The 15,273-nt window shown below is 43.9% G+C and carries 13 protein-coding genes and 1 tRNA gene; 8 read left to right on the forward strand and 6 right to left on the reverse strand.

Annotation, left to right across the window (positions count from 1 at the left end; translation table 11 throughout):
- Nucleotides 1-8: 8 nt before the first annotated feature.
- Together BCT11_RS24755 and BCT11_RS24760 are read right to left on the reverse strand one after the other, a co-directional pair.
- Nucleotides 9-215, reverse strand: coding sequence for a hypothetical protein (locus BCT11_RS24755; protein ID WP_045397960.1), 207 nt, complete (start codon nucleotides 213-215; stop codon nucleotides 9-11).
- A 150-nt stretch (nucleotides 216-365) separates the two neighbouring features.
- Complete coding sequence (locus BCT11_RS24760) at nucleotides 366-1,055, reverse strand: SDR family oxidoreductase (protein WP_102389529.1); 690 nt, start codon at nucleotides 1,053-1,055, stop codon at nucleotides 366-368.
- A gap of 282 nt (nucleotides 1,056-1,337) precedes the next feature.
- Between BCT11_RS24760 and BCT11_RS24765 the strand changes: the two genes are divergently transcribed.
- The 3 genes from BCT11_RS24765 (at nucleotide 1,338) to BCT11_RS24775 (ending at nucleotide 4,961) form a co-directional block, all read left to right on the forward strand.
- On the forward strand, nucleotides 1,338-2,258 hold the full coding sequence (locus tag BCT11_RS24765) for a histone deacetylase (protein WP_038871235.1): 921 nt from the start codon (nucleotides 1,338-1,340) through the stop codon (nucleotides 2,256-2,258).
- Between the two features lie 532 nt (nucleotides 2,259-2,790).
- Nucleotides 2,791-3,966, forward strand: coding sequence for a YjgN family protein (locus BCT11_RS24770; protein WP_038881882.1), 1,176 nt, complete (start codon nucleotides 2,791-2,793; stop codon nucleotides 3,964-3,966).
- Nucleotides 3,966-4,961, forward strand: coding sequence for a M48 family metallopeptidase (locus BCT11_RS24775; RefSeq protein WP_042606008.1), 996 nt, complete (start codon nucleotides 3,966-3,968; stop codon nucleotides 4,959-4,961). The genes BCT11_RS24770 and BCT11_RS24775 overlap by 1 nt, the downstream gene beginning before the upstream one ends.
- A 226-nt stretch (nucleotides 4,962-5,187) precedes the next feature.
- Here BCT11_RS24775 and BCT11_RS24780 read toward each other — a convergent pair.
- The 3 genes from BCT11_RS24780 to BCT11_RS24790 all read right to left on the reverse strand — a co-directional run bounded on the left by BCT11_RS24780 (nucleotide 5,188) and on the right by BCT11_RS24790 (nucleotide 7,475).
- Nucleotides 5,188-5,278, reverse strand: a tRNA-Ser gene (locus BCT11_RS24780).
- 138 nt (nucleotides 5,279-5,416) lie between these two features.
- Nucleotides 5,417-7,225: a DUF3413 domain-containing protein gene (locus BCT11_RS24785; protein ID WP_042606009.1), complete on the reverse strand. Its 1,809-nt coding sequence runs from the start codon at nucleotides 7,223-7,225 to the stop codon at nucleotides 5,417-5,419.
- Nucleotides 7,226-7,247: 22 nt separating this feature from the next.
- Entirely contained in the window at nucleotides 7,248-7,475 is a 228-nt protein-coding gene (locus tag BCT11_RS24790) for a YejL family protein (protein ID WP_038869203.1), read from the reverse strand.
- A gap of 85 nt (nucleotides 7,476-7,560) precedes the next feature.
- Here BCT11_RS24790 and yejK point away from each other — a divergent pair, with 85 nt between their 5' ends.
- The 3 genes from yejK (at nucleotide 7,561) to BCT11_RS24805 (ending at nucleotide 11,267) form a co-directional block, all read left to right on the forward strand.
- On the forward strand, nucleotides 7,561-8,559 hold the full coding sequence (yejK, locus tag BCT11_RS24795; RefSeq protein ID WP_038869205.1) for a nucleoid-associated protein YejK: 999 nt from the start codon (nucleotides 7,561-7,563) through the stop codon (nucleotides 8,557-8,559).
- A 110-nt stretch (nucleotides 8,560-8,669) separates the two neighbouring features.
- Entirely contained in the window at nucleotides 8,670-9,992 is a 1,323-nt protein-coding gene (locus BCT11_RS24800) for an Hpt domain-containing protein (protein WP_198593998.1), read from the forward strand.
- A 111-nt stretch (nucleotides 9,993-10,103) separates the two neighbouring features.
- Nucleotides 10,104-11,267 carry a chemotaxis protein gene (locus tag BCT11_RS24805; protein ID WP_102389531.1) on the forward strand — a complete coding sequence of 388 codons (1,164 nt, stop codon included), beginning with the start codon at nucleotides 10,104-10,106 and terminating at the stop codon, nucleotides 11,265-11,267.
- Between the two features lie 96 nt (nucleotides 11,268-11,363).
- Here the strand turns inward: BCT11_RS24805 and nhaC are convergent, their stop codons facing one another.
- Entirely contained in the window at nucleotides 11,364-12,800 is a 1,437-nt protein-coding gene (gene nhaC, locus BCT11_RS24810) for a Na+/H+ antiporter NhaC (protein ID WP_102389532.1), read from the reverse strand.
- Between the two features lie 437 nt (nucleotides 12,801-13,237).
- Here nhaC and asd point away from each other — a divergent pair, with 437 nt between their 5' ends.
- On the forward strand, nucleotides 13,238-14,353 hold the full coding sequence (gene asd / locus BCT11_RS24815; RefSeq protein WP_038869210.1) for an aspartate-semialdehyde dehydrogenase: 1,116 nt from the start codon (nucleotides 13,238-13,240) through the stop codon (nucleotides 14,351-14,353).
- Between the two features lie 126 nt (nucleotides 14,354-14,479).
- Complete coding sequence (locus tag BCT11_RS24820) at nucleotides 14,480-15,007, forward strand: type II secretion system protein (RefSeq protein WP_039974092.1); 528 nt, start codon at nucleotides 14,480-14,482, stop codon at nucleotides 15,005-15,007.
- Nucleotides 15,008-15,273: the final 266 nt, after the last annotated feature.

A 15,273-nucleotide genomic window follows, 5' to 3' on the forward strand; every position in this document is an offset into this window, starting at 1 on the left:
TATGATGACTAGTCGAACAAGTTATCGTTCTTGTCGATTGCGCCTCTGACGTCATCTTGCGTTAATACGCGTTTACCTAAATCCTGCTTTACTTGTTTACCCAAGTCGATCAATGCATCTCGATTTGCTTGAGTTTGACGCTTGCCTGCACTTCTTAAGCAGTAATTGAGCTCATGATCTTCACTAAAATTCACCAGATCTTTATCTGCGGCCATTGTTACTCTCCTTAGTGGGGTTAATACCTCACTAAGTCTGGATAGGAAACGGTGAAATTCAAGTTAAGTAATGAGATTGGAGAAGTGGAGAATGGGCGACGAAACAGGGAACCTTTCGTCGCCTAACGTTAACTTATTGATACTTGACTATTACCAAGGAAGTTCGGTGCCATCATAGTTAATAAACTGCCCCGAATTTTCTTGCGTGCTTTGCTCAATCACTTTTGCTAAACCATCAGCAGATGTTTGGGTGTCGATAAGCGCATTGGGTCCACCCATCTCAGTACGAACCCAGCCCGGATGGAGTGCCAAGACAGTGAAGCCCTCATCGGTTAGGTCATTACTCAAACTTTTAACAACAGAGTTGAGTGCCGCTTTGGAAGAGCGATAGATGTAACCACCACCAGAGGTGTTTTCCGTCATGCTGCCGACTTTAGAGGAGATACACGCAATTTTCTTCGCTTTGCCTTGTTGTAGCAGCGGATAAAAGCTTTCCACTAACTTCAATGGAGCGATGGTATTTATCTCGAAGACTTGTCGCCACTCTTCGATGTCGGTGTTACTAAAACCATAGCCTTTAGGCCCGTAGTAACCTGCATTGTTGATCAGCAGATCGATTGCTGGGAGTTCGCTTGCGAGTTGGGCAACTCGTTGGTAATCCGTCACGTCCAATTCATGTAGCACCAAGGTATTATAATGCGATGCTAATGCGTGTAGTTCTTTACTGTCTGTGAGGTTACGGCTTGTCGCGTGAACTTGATCGCCTTGTTGCAAATAGAGCTCGGTTAAACTCAAACCGATACCGCGATTCGCACCAGTAATAAAGACTGTCTGACTCATGAGTACACCTATCTGTCTGATTCAATAAGGTTAAGTGGAAACAGAACCATTGTGTTAGCTAAGGGCGATAAAATCAACTAACCACCATGCACCTAACATCATCGACATGAACAGAGAAATCGCGCAGAAAGAACCAAAGAAAGCGCCGAGTATCGTATATAAGGTTTTATTCATAACAGGTAGAAATTTAATTGATATTGAAAATCATTATCAATTAAATTTCTTTTTAATCAACTCTGGGAGTTGGTACTATTTCACAACGTTTTATGAAAAGAATGTCCCATGCTGCCACTGATTTATCACCCTATTTACTCGCAACTCGATCTACCAGATGGTCACCGTTATCCGATCATGAAATATCGCTACCTTTATCAAGCTGTGATGGAAAAACTCGCGAGTGAGGGTTGGGGAGGGCAAATTGAATTCTTCCAACCAAGCCCTCTAAGTACGGATGATATTAAACAGGTGCATGATGGGGAGTATGTCGACTTGTTGGTGACGGGAGCTATGCCTGCGGCCAAAATGCGTCGAATTGGGTTTCCTTGGAGCGAGGTCCTGATAACACGGACACTGACATCCACCGCCGGAACAGTGCTGACCGCAGAAAAGGCATTAGAGCATGGTGTCGCGATTCACCTAAGCGGTGGCTATCATCATGCGCACAAAAACTTTGGCAGTGGTTTTTGTCTATTCAACGATCTGGCGATTGCTGCTAAGCACATGCTTGATCATGAACACGTCGATAAAGTGATGATCATCGATAGTGATGTCCACCATGGCGATGGCACGGCAACGATTTGTGAAAGTGAACCCGACATTGTCACCTTGTCTTTCCACTGCGATAAAAATTTCCCAGCGAGAAAGCCAGACTCTGACCTTGATGTTCCATTAAGTCGTGGAACCAGTGATGAAGCTTTTTTGATGACGTTTAAAGAAGTGGTCGAAATGGCAATTAATCTGCATCGCCCTGACATGGTGATTTACGATGCTGGGGTGGATATTCATGTCGACGACGAATTGGGGTATTTCAACGTGTCGATGGAAGGCATATTCGAACGTGACCGCTTTTTAATGCAGTTAATGAAAGATAGAGGGATTCCTGTTGCGGCTGTCGTCGGTGGTGGTTATCGAAGTGAACACGCGGATTTGGTGCCTATTCATATGCAGTTGTTGAATGCCGCTGAATTCGTTTTTAAAGACTGAATCTAGAATGTTGAAATTGAGGTAGCGGACTCAGTTCTCGAATGAACATTTAAGGCTGGGAATCCTTTCCCAATTTTATTTTCCTAGCCTTTGACGTTGTCTAAAACAACAAATGGATGGATTTAGCTAATGCAGAAAGAAGATGCTCCTGCCTTATGCCGAGGCGAATATTAGGGGGCTTCGCGGCATTTAGATAGTTATAAACACCTTACAATTCGTCTGATAAAAAATGTAATCAGCAACTAACCTGTTGATTGGCAAGCCCGCATCTTTGAATGTGGGCTTTTTTAGTGATAATGAACCATTGTCGATTAAATTCACTGAGAGAGTAGTTTCTATCACTTTGAGTGGCTTTATTTGAGCGGAATTGACCATTTAATTATTTTTTCGGTGAATTTGAATTCATAATTAATATGTATTTTATAAATAATTGATGTTTAGTTTGCTTATGGCAGTCAAGTTTATCAATTTATGAATGAGATAGGATAACGCCTTTAAATTCATAAAATTAAATAAACTATTCGGACTGTATATGAACCATCAACGCATTTCCAATACCATATCTTTTAAAGGGCGAGGGGGAGAGTTTTTTGGCATCTGGATTGTCAATGTTCTACTTTCTATCGTTACGCTTGGAATTTACTCTGCTTGGGCCAAAGTAAGAACAAAGCGCTACTTCTACGGTAACACGTACATCGACGGTGATAACTTTGAGTATCATGCTGAGCCAATGCAAATTTTAAAGGGGCGTTTAGTCGCGCTGGCGATTGTATTGGTATGGGGTATCGCAAACTCGTTCATTCCCCAACTGGCGCTTGTGCTCTTACTTCTGTTTTATGTCGCTCTGCCATGGTTGTTATGGAGCAACGCACGATTTGATTCTGCAATGACGAGTTACCGCAATGTTCACTTCTCTTTTAATTCGTCACTGAAAGATGCATACATGACCATACTTGGCCGAGGCTTTGGTGCAGCGCTGGCTGTCATGGTTTTCATTGGTATCTGTGTGGCGGTTGCGAGCGTTTCGCAAGCTGCGTCGGTTATTTTAGGGCTTTGCTCAGTTGTCGTTATGGCTGCACTTTATGGTTGGGTTGTGGTTGGCGTTCAACGTTACTTTGTTAATGGCTACCGCTATGGTGATTGGCAGTTTAGTGGCGAACTTGAAACCAGTTTCTTTGTAAAAACCTACCTGAAAGCCGTAGCAATCGGCCTTAGCACAGCTGTCGCGATTGCGATTGTAGCGGTCATTGTGATGGTTGGGAGCTCAGGGCTAATGGAAGCAGCAACGGGCGACTTGGCTTCACTGAATAAATCTAGCCCTGTCATTACAATGGTTGTCATGTACCTTGGTATGATTGGCTTAACCATCGGCTTGACGGCATACACAGCAACAAGAACTCGTAACTACTTGTTCTCCCAAATGAAGCTAGAAAAAGAAGGGCAAGAAGAAAACAACTTTACGTTTAAGTCTACCTATACAGTTGATGGCTACATGTGGCTGATTATCTCAAACTTCCTATTACAAGTTGTGACCTTGAGTATTGCGAGACCATGGGTAATGGTTCGTACTTCTCGCTATGTTGCTGACAAGACGGTCGTCGTTGGAGACATGAGCCAACTGAAAGCAGCAGACCAAGATTCAAAAGTGAAATCAGCGATTTCTGATGAAGTTGCACAAGCCTTCGATCTCGGTGTTGGAATCGGTTAATGCAGTTTGAAGGAACCGCGTTTCCACCCAAAAGCTCTGAGCGACATCAAGCCAAATTGGATGTCGCTCAGGCCAACTCGTTGAGTTTGGTTGTTGCTGACAATATTTTCAGCTGTGACCAGCAGCACGCGGACATTACTGCTCCAGTCGGCAATTTACCCGTCAGATTTAAGCTGCCCAATGGTTGGGTTTTCGTTACCGAACGGACTGAAGAAGTGTCTCGGTGGCTACAGGCAAATAAAAGATCGAGCTTCATTGATAAAATAGAATCAAACTGGCTTGCTTGGGTCGTGTCTGCGATGGCATGTATTGCCGTTGTGCTCGGGGGATATTATTACGCGTTACCTTGGGTGAGCGACAAAGTCGCATACGCTATTCCTGACAGTGTCTCAGTTGTACTTGGCGAAAAGGTACTTCAAAGCTTGGATTCCCGTTGGGAACCGAGCGAGCTGAGTAAAGCCGAACAAGAAGCCATTCGAAGCAGGGTAGAGCAGCACTTAACACAGTTAGAGGCGTTGCCTTACCAAGTAGAGATTGTTTTCCGATCCTCTGAGCTAGGAGCGAATGCGTTTGCCTTACCTGGTAGAAAGATTGTGCTGCTCGATGAATTAGTCGCGCTGTCTAAAAATCAGCAACAGTTGGACAGTATTATTCTTCACGAGCTTGGTCATATTCATCATCGCCACATGCTAAAGAGGTTGGTGTATTCGAGTGTCCTTTCTGTTGGTGTCGCTCTTTTAACCGGCGAAAGCTCTGGCATCGTGGACAATCTTGCCGGCGCAAGTGTGTTTGTCTTGTCCAGTGGTTACTCCAGAGAAGCCGAAATACAAGCCGATGCATTCGCAAGAGAGGCGATGCTCAAGGTTTATGGCGACACGAAGCCGATGGCTGAAATGTTTGAGTTGTTCCGTAACCAAGGTTATGAAGAGTTGCCTGAGTGGTTGAGTACTCATCCAGATCTCGATAAAAGGATTGAGGCAGCGAAAGGAAACTAACTCTTTCATACCAATACTTAACGATGAAAGCTCACTAAATATTAGTGGGCTTTTTTTCTTGCGTATTGAAAAGTACTTCGAGGATTAGACAGTCTTTTTCTGGATGTGGCTGAGTGCGGGGACGCCTAGTTCGGGGTTGCGTTCAACTAGGGATTTAGAAATCCCGTAATTTCCCAAGCGCTAAAACGACGAAAGCTCGTTGATTTCTCAACGAGCTTTCTGAATGTGGCGGAGAGATAGGGATTTGAACCCTAGATACGCTATTAACGTATGCCGGTTTTCAAGACCGGTGCTTTCAACCACTCAGCCATCTCTCCGTTGTTGAGGCGCATAATATAAGGCTTTGAAAACCTTGTAAACCCCAAAATGAACTGTTTGGATGTTTACTGTTCAATTTTGTGTTGTTTGCGGATAAAAGAGTCAAAAAAGCTCTCCGAGTGGAGAGCTTTTTTCAATTAATTGCTTTTCGAATAGAAGCGCTGCAGTTCTGTTAGTCCTTGCATCAGGACAGGCAGTTTAGGCGTTGTTTCTCTTAAGCGTTTGTAGTTGTCATCATACAGCTTGTAGTTACCAAATTTATCGATAACTGTCGTTTGGGAGCTGGTGATCAGCGCGATTTCACGAGTGTCGCCCGCTAAAATCCAGCGGCGACGACTTTCGTCAAATAGGTTACGACCACTGCTGTAATCATAAGGGTTCGATGAGACGCCTAACATGTCTTGTAACAGCGTCACCGACAAGTCCAGATGGCTTGTACTGTGCGTAAATTCACCTGGCAGCATTCCTGGCCAATGAATAACCATAGGGACCTGAAGCTGGTAGCGGCTGTAATTGCTGTTCGCTCCCCAACTGTTGGTATTGGTCTCATTAAACTCGCTACCGTGATTAGAGGTGATGACCACTATCGTATTGGTAAGTAATTGTTTTTCATCGAGATCAGAAATGATTTCAGCAACTGTCTTATCGGCAGATTTTACCGCTTTCTCATATGCTTTCTTGAATCGCTCGCTGGCTGGCATTTTTTCATTTGCCGCTTCTGGTTCAGATTCAAAGTTATCGACAGTGGTGACTTCGATGTAGCTAAACCAAGGTTGGCTTGCTTGTTCGGTTAGCCATGTATTCCATGCCGAAATGGATTGTTTGTCGGTGTGTGCTTGCGTACCGTCTAACGTGTTAGCAAGATTAACTCCACGGAAGATTACTTCTGAGTAAAGGTCATCTTCAAAACCATTTCCGCTGAACAAACCAAAGCTATAGCCTTGATCTTTTAATACATCCAAAAGAACCGGTGCAGAGCCTTGTGCTTTGATGCTACTTGCGTAGCTACTTGGTAAGCCATAAAACAGACCGAATGCACCGTACGTGTCATTGCTAGAACTGTAGTGGTTTACAAAGTTTTGGTTGTCTTGTGCAAACTGGTACATGTTTGGCATTTCGTCTTGGTTTAGTGCATCTGCACGTAAGTTGTTCACACTGATCATCAGTACGTTCAATTTGTTACCACGACGATTAAATTCGAGTTTTTCGAGCGGGTAGCTCACCAGGTCAATATTACCTTGGTTTTCCGCTAAGCGTTTTAGGTATTCTTCACGGTCTAGTAGGCCATGTTTTTCCATAAAGCTCTTCGCGGTCATTGGGTAAGACAACGGGAAATTAGAGCGCTGGCTAGTAATCGGGTTATAGAAATAGGCATCAGCCCAAATATAAACCAGATGGCTAGTGATAAAGCTCAAGAAGAACACTGCGGCCAAAGGGCGGCCAACGTGTTTATGGGAAAGTTTGCGTTGTTTACGCCAAACCCATTCTGATAAGCCTAACTGAACCAGGAAGATAAGTGGCATAACCACAAAAAGGTGCTGCAAGTCAGAGCTGATAGCACTTTTATCTTCGCTAAACAACAACTCCCAAACCACGGGGTTTAAGTGCAAGTTGATGGATTGGTAAGCTTGGGTATCGATCAGTAAGACCGTTTGACCGACGGTTGCGAATATCACTGCCACCAAACGGAAAAGCTTCCTAGATGGCAGGACAAACGTCAGCGGGAATAGAACCAACAAGTAGAGCGCGAAAACAAGAAAGCCAAAATGGCCAACCCAGGATACCGCCAGATAGAATTGCCCCATTAGGGTCTCTGGCCAAGGCGACTGAACGATATAGCGCGTACCTATCAACATCGATGCAACGATGTTGAAGAATGCAAACCAGTGACCCCAACCAACCAGTCGAGATACACGTTCGCCGTATGAGTTTCCGCTGTCTACCATGTACTTGTTCTATTATCCGTTATTAGTGTGATTTTGGCACTTCAAGAGAAGATACGAGCGCCTGAGCAAATTTTTCAGCAATAACTTTGCGTTGTGAAGCAGCAACTTGTTGATTTAAGACATTGGTTGCGATATTTCCGGCAATCATTAGCGTCAACTCAGGAGAAGCGGCGTGTTTTTCTAGTACAGCGCCCACTTCAGCAAGAATTTTCTCTACTTGTTCGTCAGTATATTTAGATGTAATCGGCATAAAGACTCTAATAATGATAGTAAAAGCGGCTTATGATAACCTACAATGCCCAACAACTTAAACCTTGTAGCAAGATAAAATCACTATGAGCCTTCATCTTTCAAACGTTATTCTGCATCAATTATGCAAAAACGATCAGGACGAACTGGTTGTTAAACTTCGCCCGGCATCGTTAGAGAACGATACCGCTACAGAAAACCTTGTCGCGGAACTGCATCGCGTATTCCATTCTAAAGCAGGTAAAGGTTTTGGCTCTTTCCAGTCAGACAGCGAATTTCAATTTTGGCTTCAAGAAATGCGCAAAGGAGAGCGAGATTTTTACGACTTCTCACAAATTAGTGCAAATCGCTTGAAAGAAGAGTTGATTAAGTACCCATTTGCAGACGAAGGCATTTTAGTGTTTGCGGAATACCAAAGTTTAGCAACGGATTACTTGTTTATCGGCATTTTGCCTATGAACCAGAGCCTAAAGGTAACTGAAGGCTTGGATATTGATGCAACAGATTATCTAGACATCACTAAAATGGATATTGCTGCGCGCATTGACCTATCAAGCTACGATACTGACCGTGAATCAAATCGTTACCTTTCTTACATCAAAGGACGTGTTGGCCGTAAAGTGGCAGACTTCTTCTTAGATTTCTTACAAGCCGATGTTGGCTTAGATACCAAACAGCAAAACCAAGTGTTGATGCAGGCAGTTGAAGACTTTTGTGCAGACTCGAAGCTTGAGAAGCAAGAAGCGAATGAGTACAAAAAGCAAGTTTACAACTACTGTAACGAGCAAATTAAAACTGGTGATGAAGTTCAAATTTCTGAGCTATCTGGTGAATTACCGCCTAGCCAAGATGGCACCAGTTTCATGGACTTTACTAAAGAACAAGGTTACGAGTTGGAAGAGTCTTTCCCAGGTGATCGCTCAACCGTACGCAAATTGACGAAATACGTAGGAGCAGGTGGCGGTTTGAACATTAGCTTTGACAGCCTGTTGCTTGGCGAGCGTATTTTCTACGATCCGGAGACGGATACGCTGACCATTAAAGGGACGCCTCCGAATCTGAAAGATCAGTTGAGTCGCAACTAATTCAAGAAAGAGAGAGCCATGTGCTCTCTTTTTTTATGTGAAGTGTGCACAGTTTGAGCATGAATCATGGTATATGCTTGTTATTAATAGAAATAGTCGAGGAATGAGTGTTGCAGCAATTAAAAGAGGGAATAAGACGAGTCGTCTGGATTTTATTTGTTGTGTGGTGTGCGTTTGCCGTAGGTATATGGCTTCAGGCGCAACAGACCATGAGAACGATGTCTACCGTGGACGAACTTGGTAGCAAAGTAGATGAAGTAAGAAATATTTTTCATTTCGAACTTCCATATCGTGCTCAACATGTCGATCAAGTTTCTCTTAAGCTCCAATTGGTTTATGCGGTTCGCTTACAACTCGAAAGTGAACAGGGCGAAGGACTGGGTGCTCCAGACTTAACCCAACTTCTTTATTCGACAGACCGTTTTTTAGAGGGTGCGAAGAGCTTTATTGGTAGTGATAGTGAACTCGTCGCGCTCGCAGACCAATTACGCAACAGTCGAGAGTCGGCAAGCAACTCTCAATCACTACAGACGATGTACTTTCGGCTCGGTGCATTAGTGCTAGAAGCGATGTTTAGTGACTCTGCGACGAGTGCAGACACTTATCAAGAATTAGATTTGTTGTTTACAGAATCGAAAACTTTAGCGCTTGAAGAACAGTCCTCTTTCCAACGTCGCCTTGCTCAAACATCCAGCGTGCTTGCTGCTCACGCAAAAGGCAGTCATCTTTCGAGCCAATTGCTCAACCCTGAATTCCCGAACCAGCTGGCTGCGATTAGTGCTTCGCTAGAACAAAAGCTGTTGGTTTACCTCTTGCTGTTGATAATGGTAAGTGCTTCCTTACTTGTATGTGTTTGTTGGGCTTTGTCTTCTAAAGAGTCAGTTCTAACCGAAGGAAATCAATCCGATTCAGAAAACATAAATTCGCCAATACAACGACTCTCTCACCAACTTGATAGGGTTGAGCGGGGGAGTGAGCAGACGGAGCTTGAACCAGCAAATTCAACTGAGGTGACGAACGGGCCTGAGAGAAGCGATTCCGGGTCCTACCAACAGTTGTTAAATGAAAGTCCCGAACTTTACATTGATATAGAAAGAATGCTTGATTCTTTGTCCGACGATGAAGAGTCCGTGCGCATGCTGTTAGACGTGTTTATTCAAGATCATACTGATGACGGCAGTAAGCTAAGAAGGTTGTTACTGGAAGATAAAGAACATGCTCAGCGAGTTGCGCACAGCTTGAAAGGGGTATCGGGCAGTATAGGTGCAATGCCTCTACACTATATCTCTGGAGATATCGAATCTTTAATTAAACAAGGCGAGCAAATCTCAGACGATAAATTGATTCAGTTAGAAGGTACGTTAAAGAAAACGACACTTTTTGCTGAAAGAGTTCTCAATAGTGAAAACATTCGAGAAGTGCTAACGGATTGATATTCCTCTGACTTAAAATAGAAAAGATTAAGGTATTTAAGGGACGCTCGCGAACCTGATGCCTTGGTTCGTTCTGTTCCTGTTCTACACATTTTGACCATAGGTAATTTCATGTCCATCCGTCGACTGTCCTCATTGATGGTGGCTTGTTTGGTTTTAAGTCTTTCAGGGTGTTCTCTGTTAGAGGTGAAAATCGACAGCCAAACTGTACCGCTCACCAAACAAGAGCTGAACATGCGTATTATGACGCGTGAATATGCTCAGCAATTTTTTGCTCAAGTCGAGCAAGCCGCCGATGTGCTCCAAAAAAACTATGAGCCGAGCGATAAAGTAAACCAATCCTATATTCTGCTTTGGAAAATCAATGCGGAAGAGGGGCTTCAAGCTGCCGCTTACCAAGTTTCACCAATGGCTGCGCTCATAGATACGTGGGTGTTCACTCACCAGATGAACCAGTTTTACAGCGAAGGGACGGGCAAAGATTTGTTTGCGACGGGTGAAGCTAAACAAGTCTCTGCACATCTAGCCAAAGAAGTCGATAAACTCGCTCAGTCTCTTTTGAAAAAAGACGTTTATGAAAACACCAAAGTGTTTGTCGCTGACTTTGTAGAGAAATACCCATTCGCGGATCTAAGCATGATTCGTACACCCGCTTACCGTGCTTGGCTTGAGGCTAACCAAATCAGTGAAGAAGAAGCTGTCACAACATTGGGCACGATGCCAGAAGCCATCGGTGATGTTTCTGACCGCTTAAGTTTGGTGTCTGAGCAAACGCCTAAGATCATGACGTGGAAAGCGCAACTATTGGCGTTAAATAGTTCCGCAAGTATTGAGCAAGTAAACGCAGCACTAAATAGTTTGAAGGTGACTTCTGAGTCGTTAAAGGACTTTATCGATAATAACCCTGAGTACATGCGTAACTTAGCCGAGCAAATGGCGGTACAGTTACAGCCTTTGGTTGAAGACATTGACCAGAAAACGGAAGAGCGTTTGTCTCAGTTGAGTGAAGAGCGTCAAGCTCTGGAATTGATGGTGGCAAGAGAGCGCCAAGAAATCGCACAAATTATTACGAATGAGCGTGAGAAGTTTGCACAAGACCTAGACCATGTTTCACAAGAAGTTGTGAATCTAGCGATGGACAAATTGATTCAATTGGTTAAGAGCACAATTATTTACTTCATTCTATTTATTTTGGTTATCTTCTTTGCTCCGTTGGTACTGGGTTATGCATTAGGTAAGCGTTCAGCAGTAAGAGCAAGGTCTAAATCAGCTTGATTACCTGTGCGTAAATACTAAATGACAAACATAAAAAAGGACCGATGATTCGGTCCTTTTTTATTTACGGAAAGTTTCTATCTATGGAAAGCTGATTTAAGCCGTTTGCTGCTTGAGTTCAGCTTCTGTTTGTTCTTCTGTTGCTGGAGCCGTCGGCCCGCATTTATCAACAAACCAGCCCATGTAAGAAGTAAAGATGGTAACGATAATGCATACGAAGCTCAGCCACATGAACGGTGCGTATGATAATGTTGCCACACCCAAGATGCTTGCCATATAGATTCCGTTGTCACTCCACGGCACCATACCTGATGTCAGTGTGCCACCGAACTCTGCGTTACGAGATAAGTTTTTGCGTTTGTAGCCAAGGCGGTCGTAGTTCTTCGCACAGATCTTAGGCGTAAGAATCAGTGATACGTACATCGCAGAGCCAAATACGTTACCCATGAAGGCCGTACCAATCGTGCTCGTCGCAAGTGAACCCGCGCTCTGAACACGTCGTTCGAACAGCTTTGCAATAGTCTCAAGCACACCTACTTTGTCGAGCAGGCCACCGAAACCAAGACCAAACACGATTACTGCTACAGAGCCCAACATAGAAGACATGCCGCCACGGTTGAGAATCGAATCAATGAAGTCGACTCCTGAAGAAATCGCAAATGGTGCCCAAGCCGTGTTAAACGCCGTCAGGAAGTCCACATCCTGAATCATCACTGCCCAAATAATACCTAACAGAGAGCCAAAGCTAATTACAGGGAAAGAAGGCATACGCATCGCAAGTAGAGCCAATACGATGACCACTGGAACAAAGGAATAAGGCGTGATGAAAAATTGTTGCTCCATTGCCTGAATAACAGAATCCACTTGGCTCATGTCCACTTTGCCAGCGAAGTGAAAGCCAAATGCGGTAAACATGATACCAGTGATAATGTAGCTGATCAGCGCGATAGGTAGCATACCCTTGATGTGCTCAACGACTTCTACATTCGACATAGAAGAAGCAAGGATCACAGAGTCTGAAAGTGGAGACATTTTGTCACCAAAGTAACAACCCGATAGCACCGCGCCTGCGGTGATTGGGGCTGGAACTCCAAGACCTTGACCAATACCCATCATGGCAATACCGGCTGTACCCGCAGCACCCCAAGAAGTTCCCGTTGCTAGCGCAGTCAAAGAACAGATGATCATGGTAGCAAGCAAGAAGATAGAAGGGTGGATTGCTTTCAAACCGTAATAGATGATGGTCGGAACAATACCACCTGAGATCCAAGTACCGACTAAGGCTCCTACAGCAAGAAGAATTAGCACGGCACCTAGGCCATTAGAAATGCCATTTAATGCGGCTTTTTCTAGGTCTTTGTATTGATGGCCGAGCCTTAAACCCAACAGTATGATAATGAACCAACCAATGTACAGCGCTAGCTGAATAGGAAGGTCTAATTTGGCAGTAAATGAAAATGCCAAAAGTAGAAACAAACCTAGTGAGATAAATACCTGTATCAGACTAGGTAAGCGTGTTGTAACTTGCTTCATATGTGCCTCTGTCGTTCTTGGAGCAATAGAGGAAGGCCGCTCCCTGTTTTAATCGGCGCCTAACATACATTAACAAAAATTATATTTCGAACATTTGGTGCTTTATCTTGATGTTCGTCGGTAAAAACGTTTGCTTGTGAAATTAATCACCATTAATTATTAATATTAACGGTTTGAAATGTTTTGTGATGTAAAAATTATGTGCTTCAAATGTTGTTTTCTCATTGAGTGGTAGGACCATCGGTGTTGATTTCACACTTTTCTTTCGTCATTTATCCAGTTGAGCGTAAAGAAAAAGGAAGAAAATGGACTTGATTATAAAATTTCGCCGCAAACGTTAAAAAAGTTGCGTTTATTTGCAAATTAGGGCTTGAGATTTTGTGTCGAAAATTGAACTATGGAGAAAGTTTCAGAAATATACATGGAGAGTTAATGCGATGAGAGTAGGTTTAGTTGGTTGGCGTGGCATGGTTGGTTCAGTCCTTATGCAGCGCATGGTCGAAGAGAAAGACTTCGATTTGATCGAGCCAGTTTTCTACAGTACGTCTCAAATAGGTATTCCTGCACCAAACCTAGGTAAAGATGCTGGTCTACTTCAAGATGCGTTCGATATTGAAAGTTTAAAACAGCTTGATGCGGTCGTTACGTGTCAAGGTGGTAGTTACACTGAAAAAGTTTACCCAGCACTACGCCAAGCGGGTTGGAAAGGTTACTGGATTGATGCTGCTTCTACGTTACGTATGGCACAAGATTCTATTATTACCCTAGACCCAGTAAACCTTGCGCAAATTCAGCAAGGTATTCATGGTGGCACTAATACATTTGTTGGTGGTAACTGCACAGTAAGCCTAATGCTAATGGGGCTTGGTGGCCTATTCGAGAAGGGTTTGGTTGAGTGGACAAGCGCAATGACGTACCAAGCTGCGTCTGGCGCAGGTGCACAAAACATGCGTGAGCTGATTTCTCAGATGGGTGTGATCAACGATTCTGTAAGCTCTGAATTGGCTAATCCAGCAAGCTCTATTCTCGATATCGACAAGAAAGTTGCAGACACAATGCGCAGCTCTTCTTTCCCTTCAGAAAAGTTTGGTGTGCCACTAGCTGGCTCTCTTATCCCTTGGATTGATGTTAAGCGTGATAACGGCCAAAGCAAAGAAGAGTGGAAAGCGGGCGTAGAAGCGAATAAGATTTTGGGCTTCCAAAATGCGCCAGTGCCAATCGATGGTACATGTGTCCGCATTGGTGCGATGCGCTGTCACTCTCAAGCTCTGACAATCAAGCTGAAGCAAAATGTACCAATGGATGAGATCGAAGAGATCATCGCAACGCACAACGATTGGGTGAAAGTCGTTCCTAACGATCGTGACATTACGGCTCAAGAACTTACACCAGCGAAAGTGACAGGTACGTTGTCTATTCCAGTAGGCCGTCTACGCAAGATGGCAATGGGTGATGACTTCCTAAATGCATTTACAGTAGGTGACCAACTATTGTGGGGGGCTGCTGAGCCACTACGCCGCACTCTACGAATCATCCTTGCTGAGAAAGCTTAATTTGTCTCAATGTTGAGATGGTCATTTTGAAAGCGCCCAATTGGGCGCTTTTTTGATATTACAATGACAGTAAGTTGACTTTTGTTGCATACCGTTGCCGCGAAATTAATCCATTGGAGTGCGGTAATGAAACAAAATACAAAAGGTTTTACTCTCATAGAGTTAGTGGTTGTCATCGTCATACTCGGCATTCTAGCCGTCGTTGCCGCACCTAAGTTTTTAAATCTTCAACATGATGCGAGAGAAGCGGTAATTAAGGGACTAGGTGGCTCTGTCCATAATGCTTCGGAGATGGCTTTCGGCAAAACGGCTGTAGAGGGAATGGAACATGAGGAGTCATATAGTGTTGAAGGCTATGGTTCCGTTCAATATGGTTATCCAGCTGTTCAAAGGGGAGGGATGGAAAACTTCTTAGATATCGAATCTGGATACCATGATCTAACAAAAGAGTGGGTATGGGGTGCACACAACCATGGGTCAGTAAGTAATCCTGACACTTGGATTGTGACTCGCTCTGAATATATTGACGCAGCTCCTGATGATGAAAGTGCGTACAACAAAGCAATTGAAGATACGCAATGCTATGTTAAGTACACCGCTGCAATGGAGCCGGGTGACGAATACAACGTGGAAGTATTTACTGACGGTTGTTAAATCGAGAATAGACTTTTCCTTAGGGTTTGTTTATTTCCTGAGAGCCTACAGCTATGCAAAAGCCGATGTGAGTTCATCGGCTTTTTTGATCGTAGAGTTGGAGTTCAGGGTCCTTGGGAACGCTACGCTCCAATACTTGGGAGCACTCTGCTTTAAGAATCGAGAGGATTTTGTTGGAGCGCTAGGCAAGAAACTACGTTCTAAAAGGCGTTGACAGAATTTGTCCCCAGAAAGACAAAATATCGCCGATTCCCGATTCCCGATTC

The sequence above is a fragment of the Vibrio sp. 10N.222.52.B12 genome (assembly GCF_002875385.1).
GTDB lineage: Bacteria > Pseudomonadota > Gammaproteobacteria > Enterobacterales > Vibrionaceae > Vibrio > Vibrio jasicida.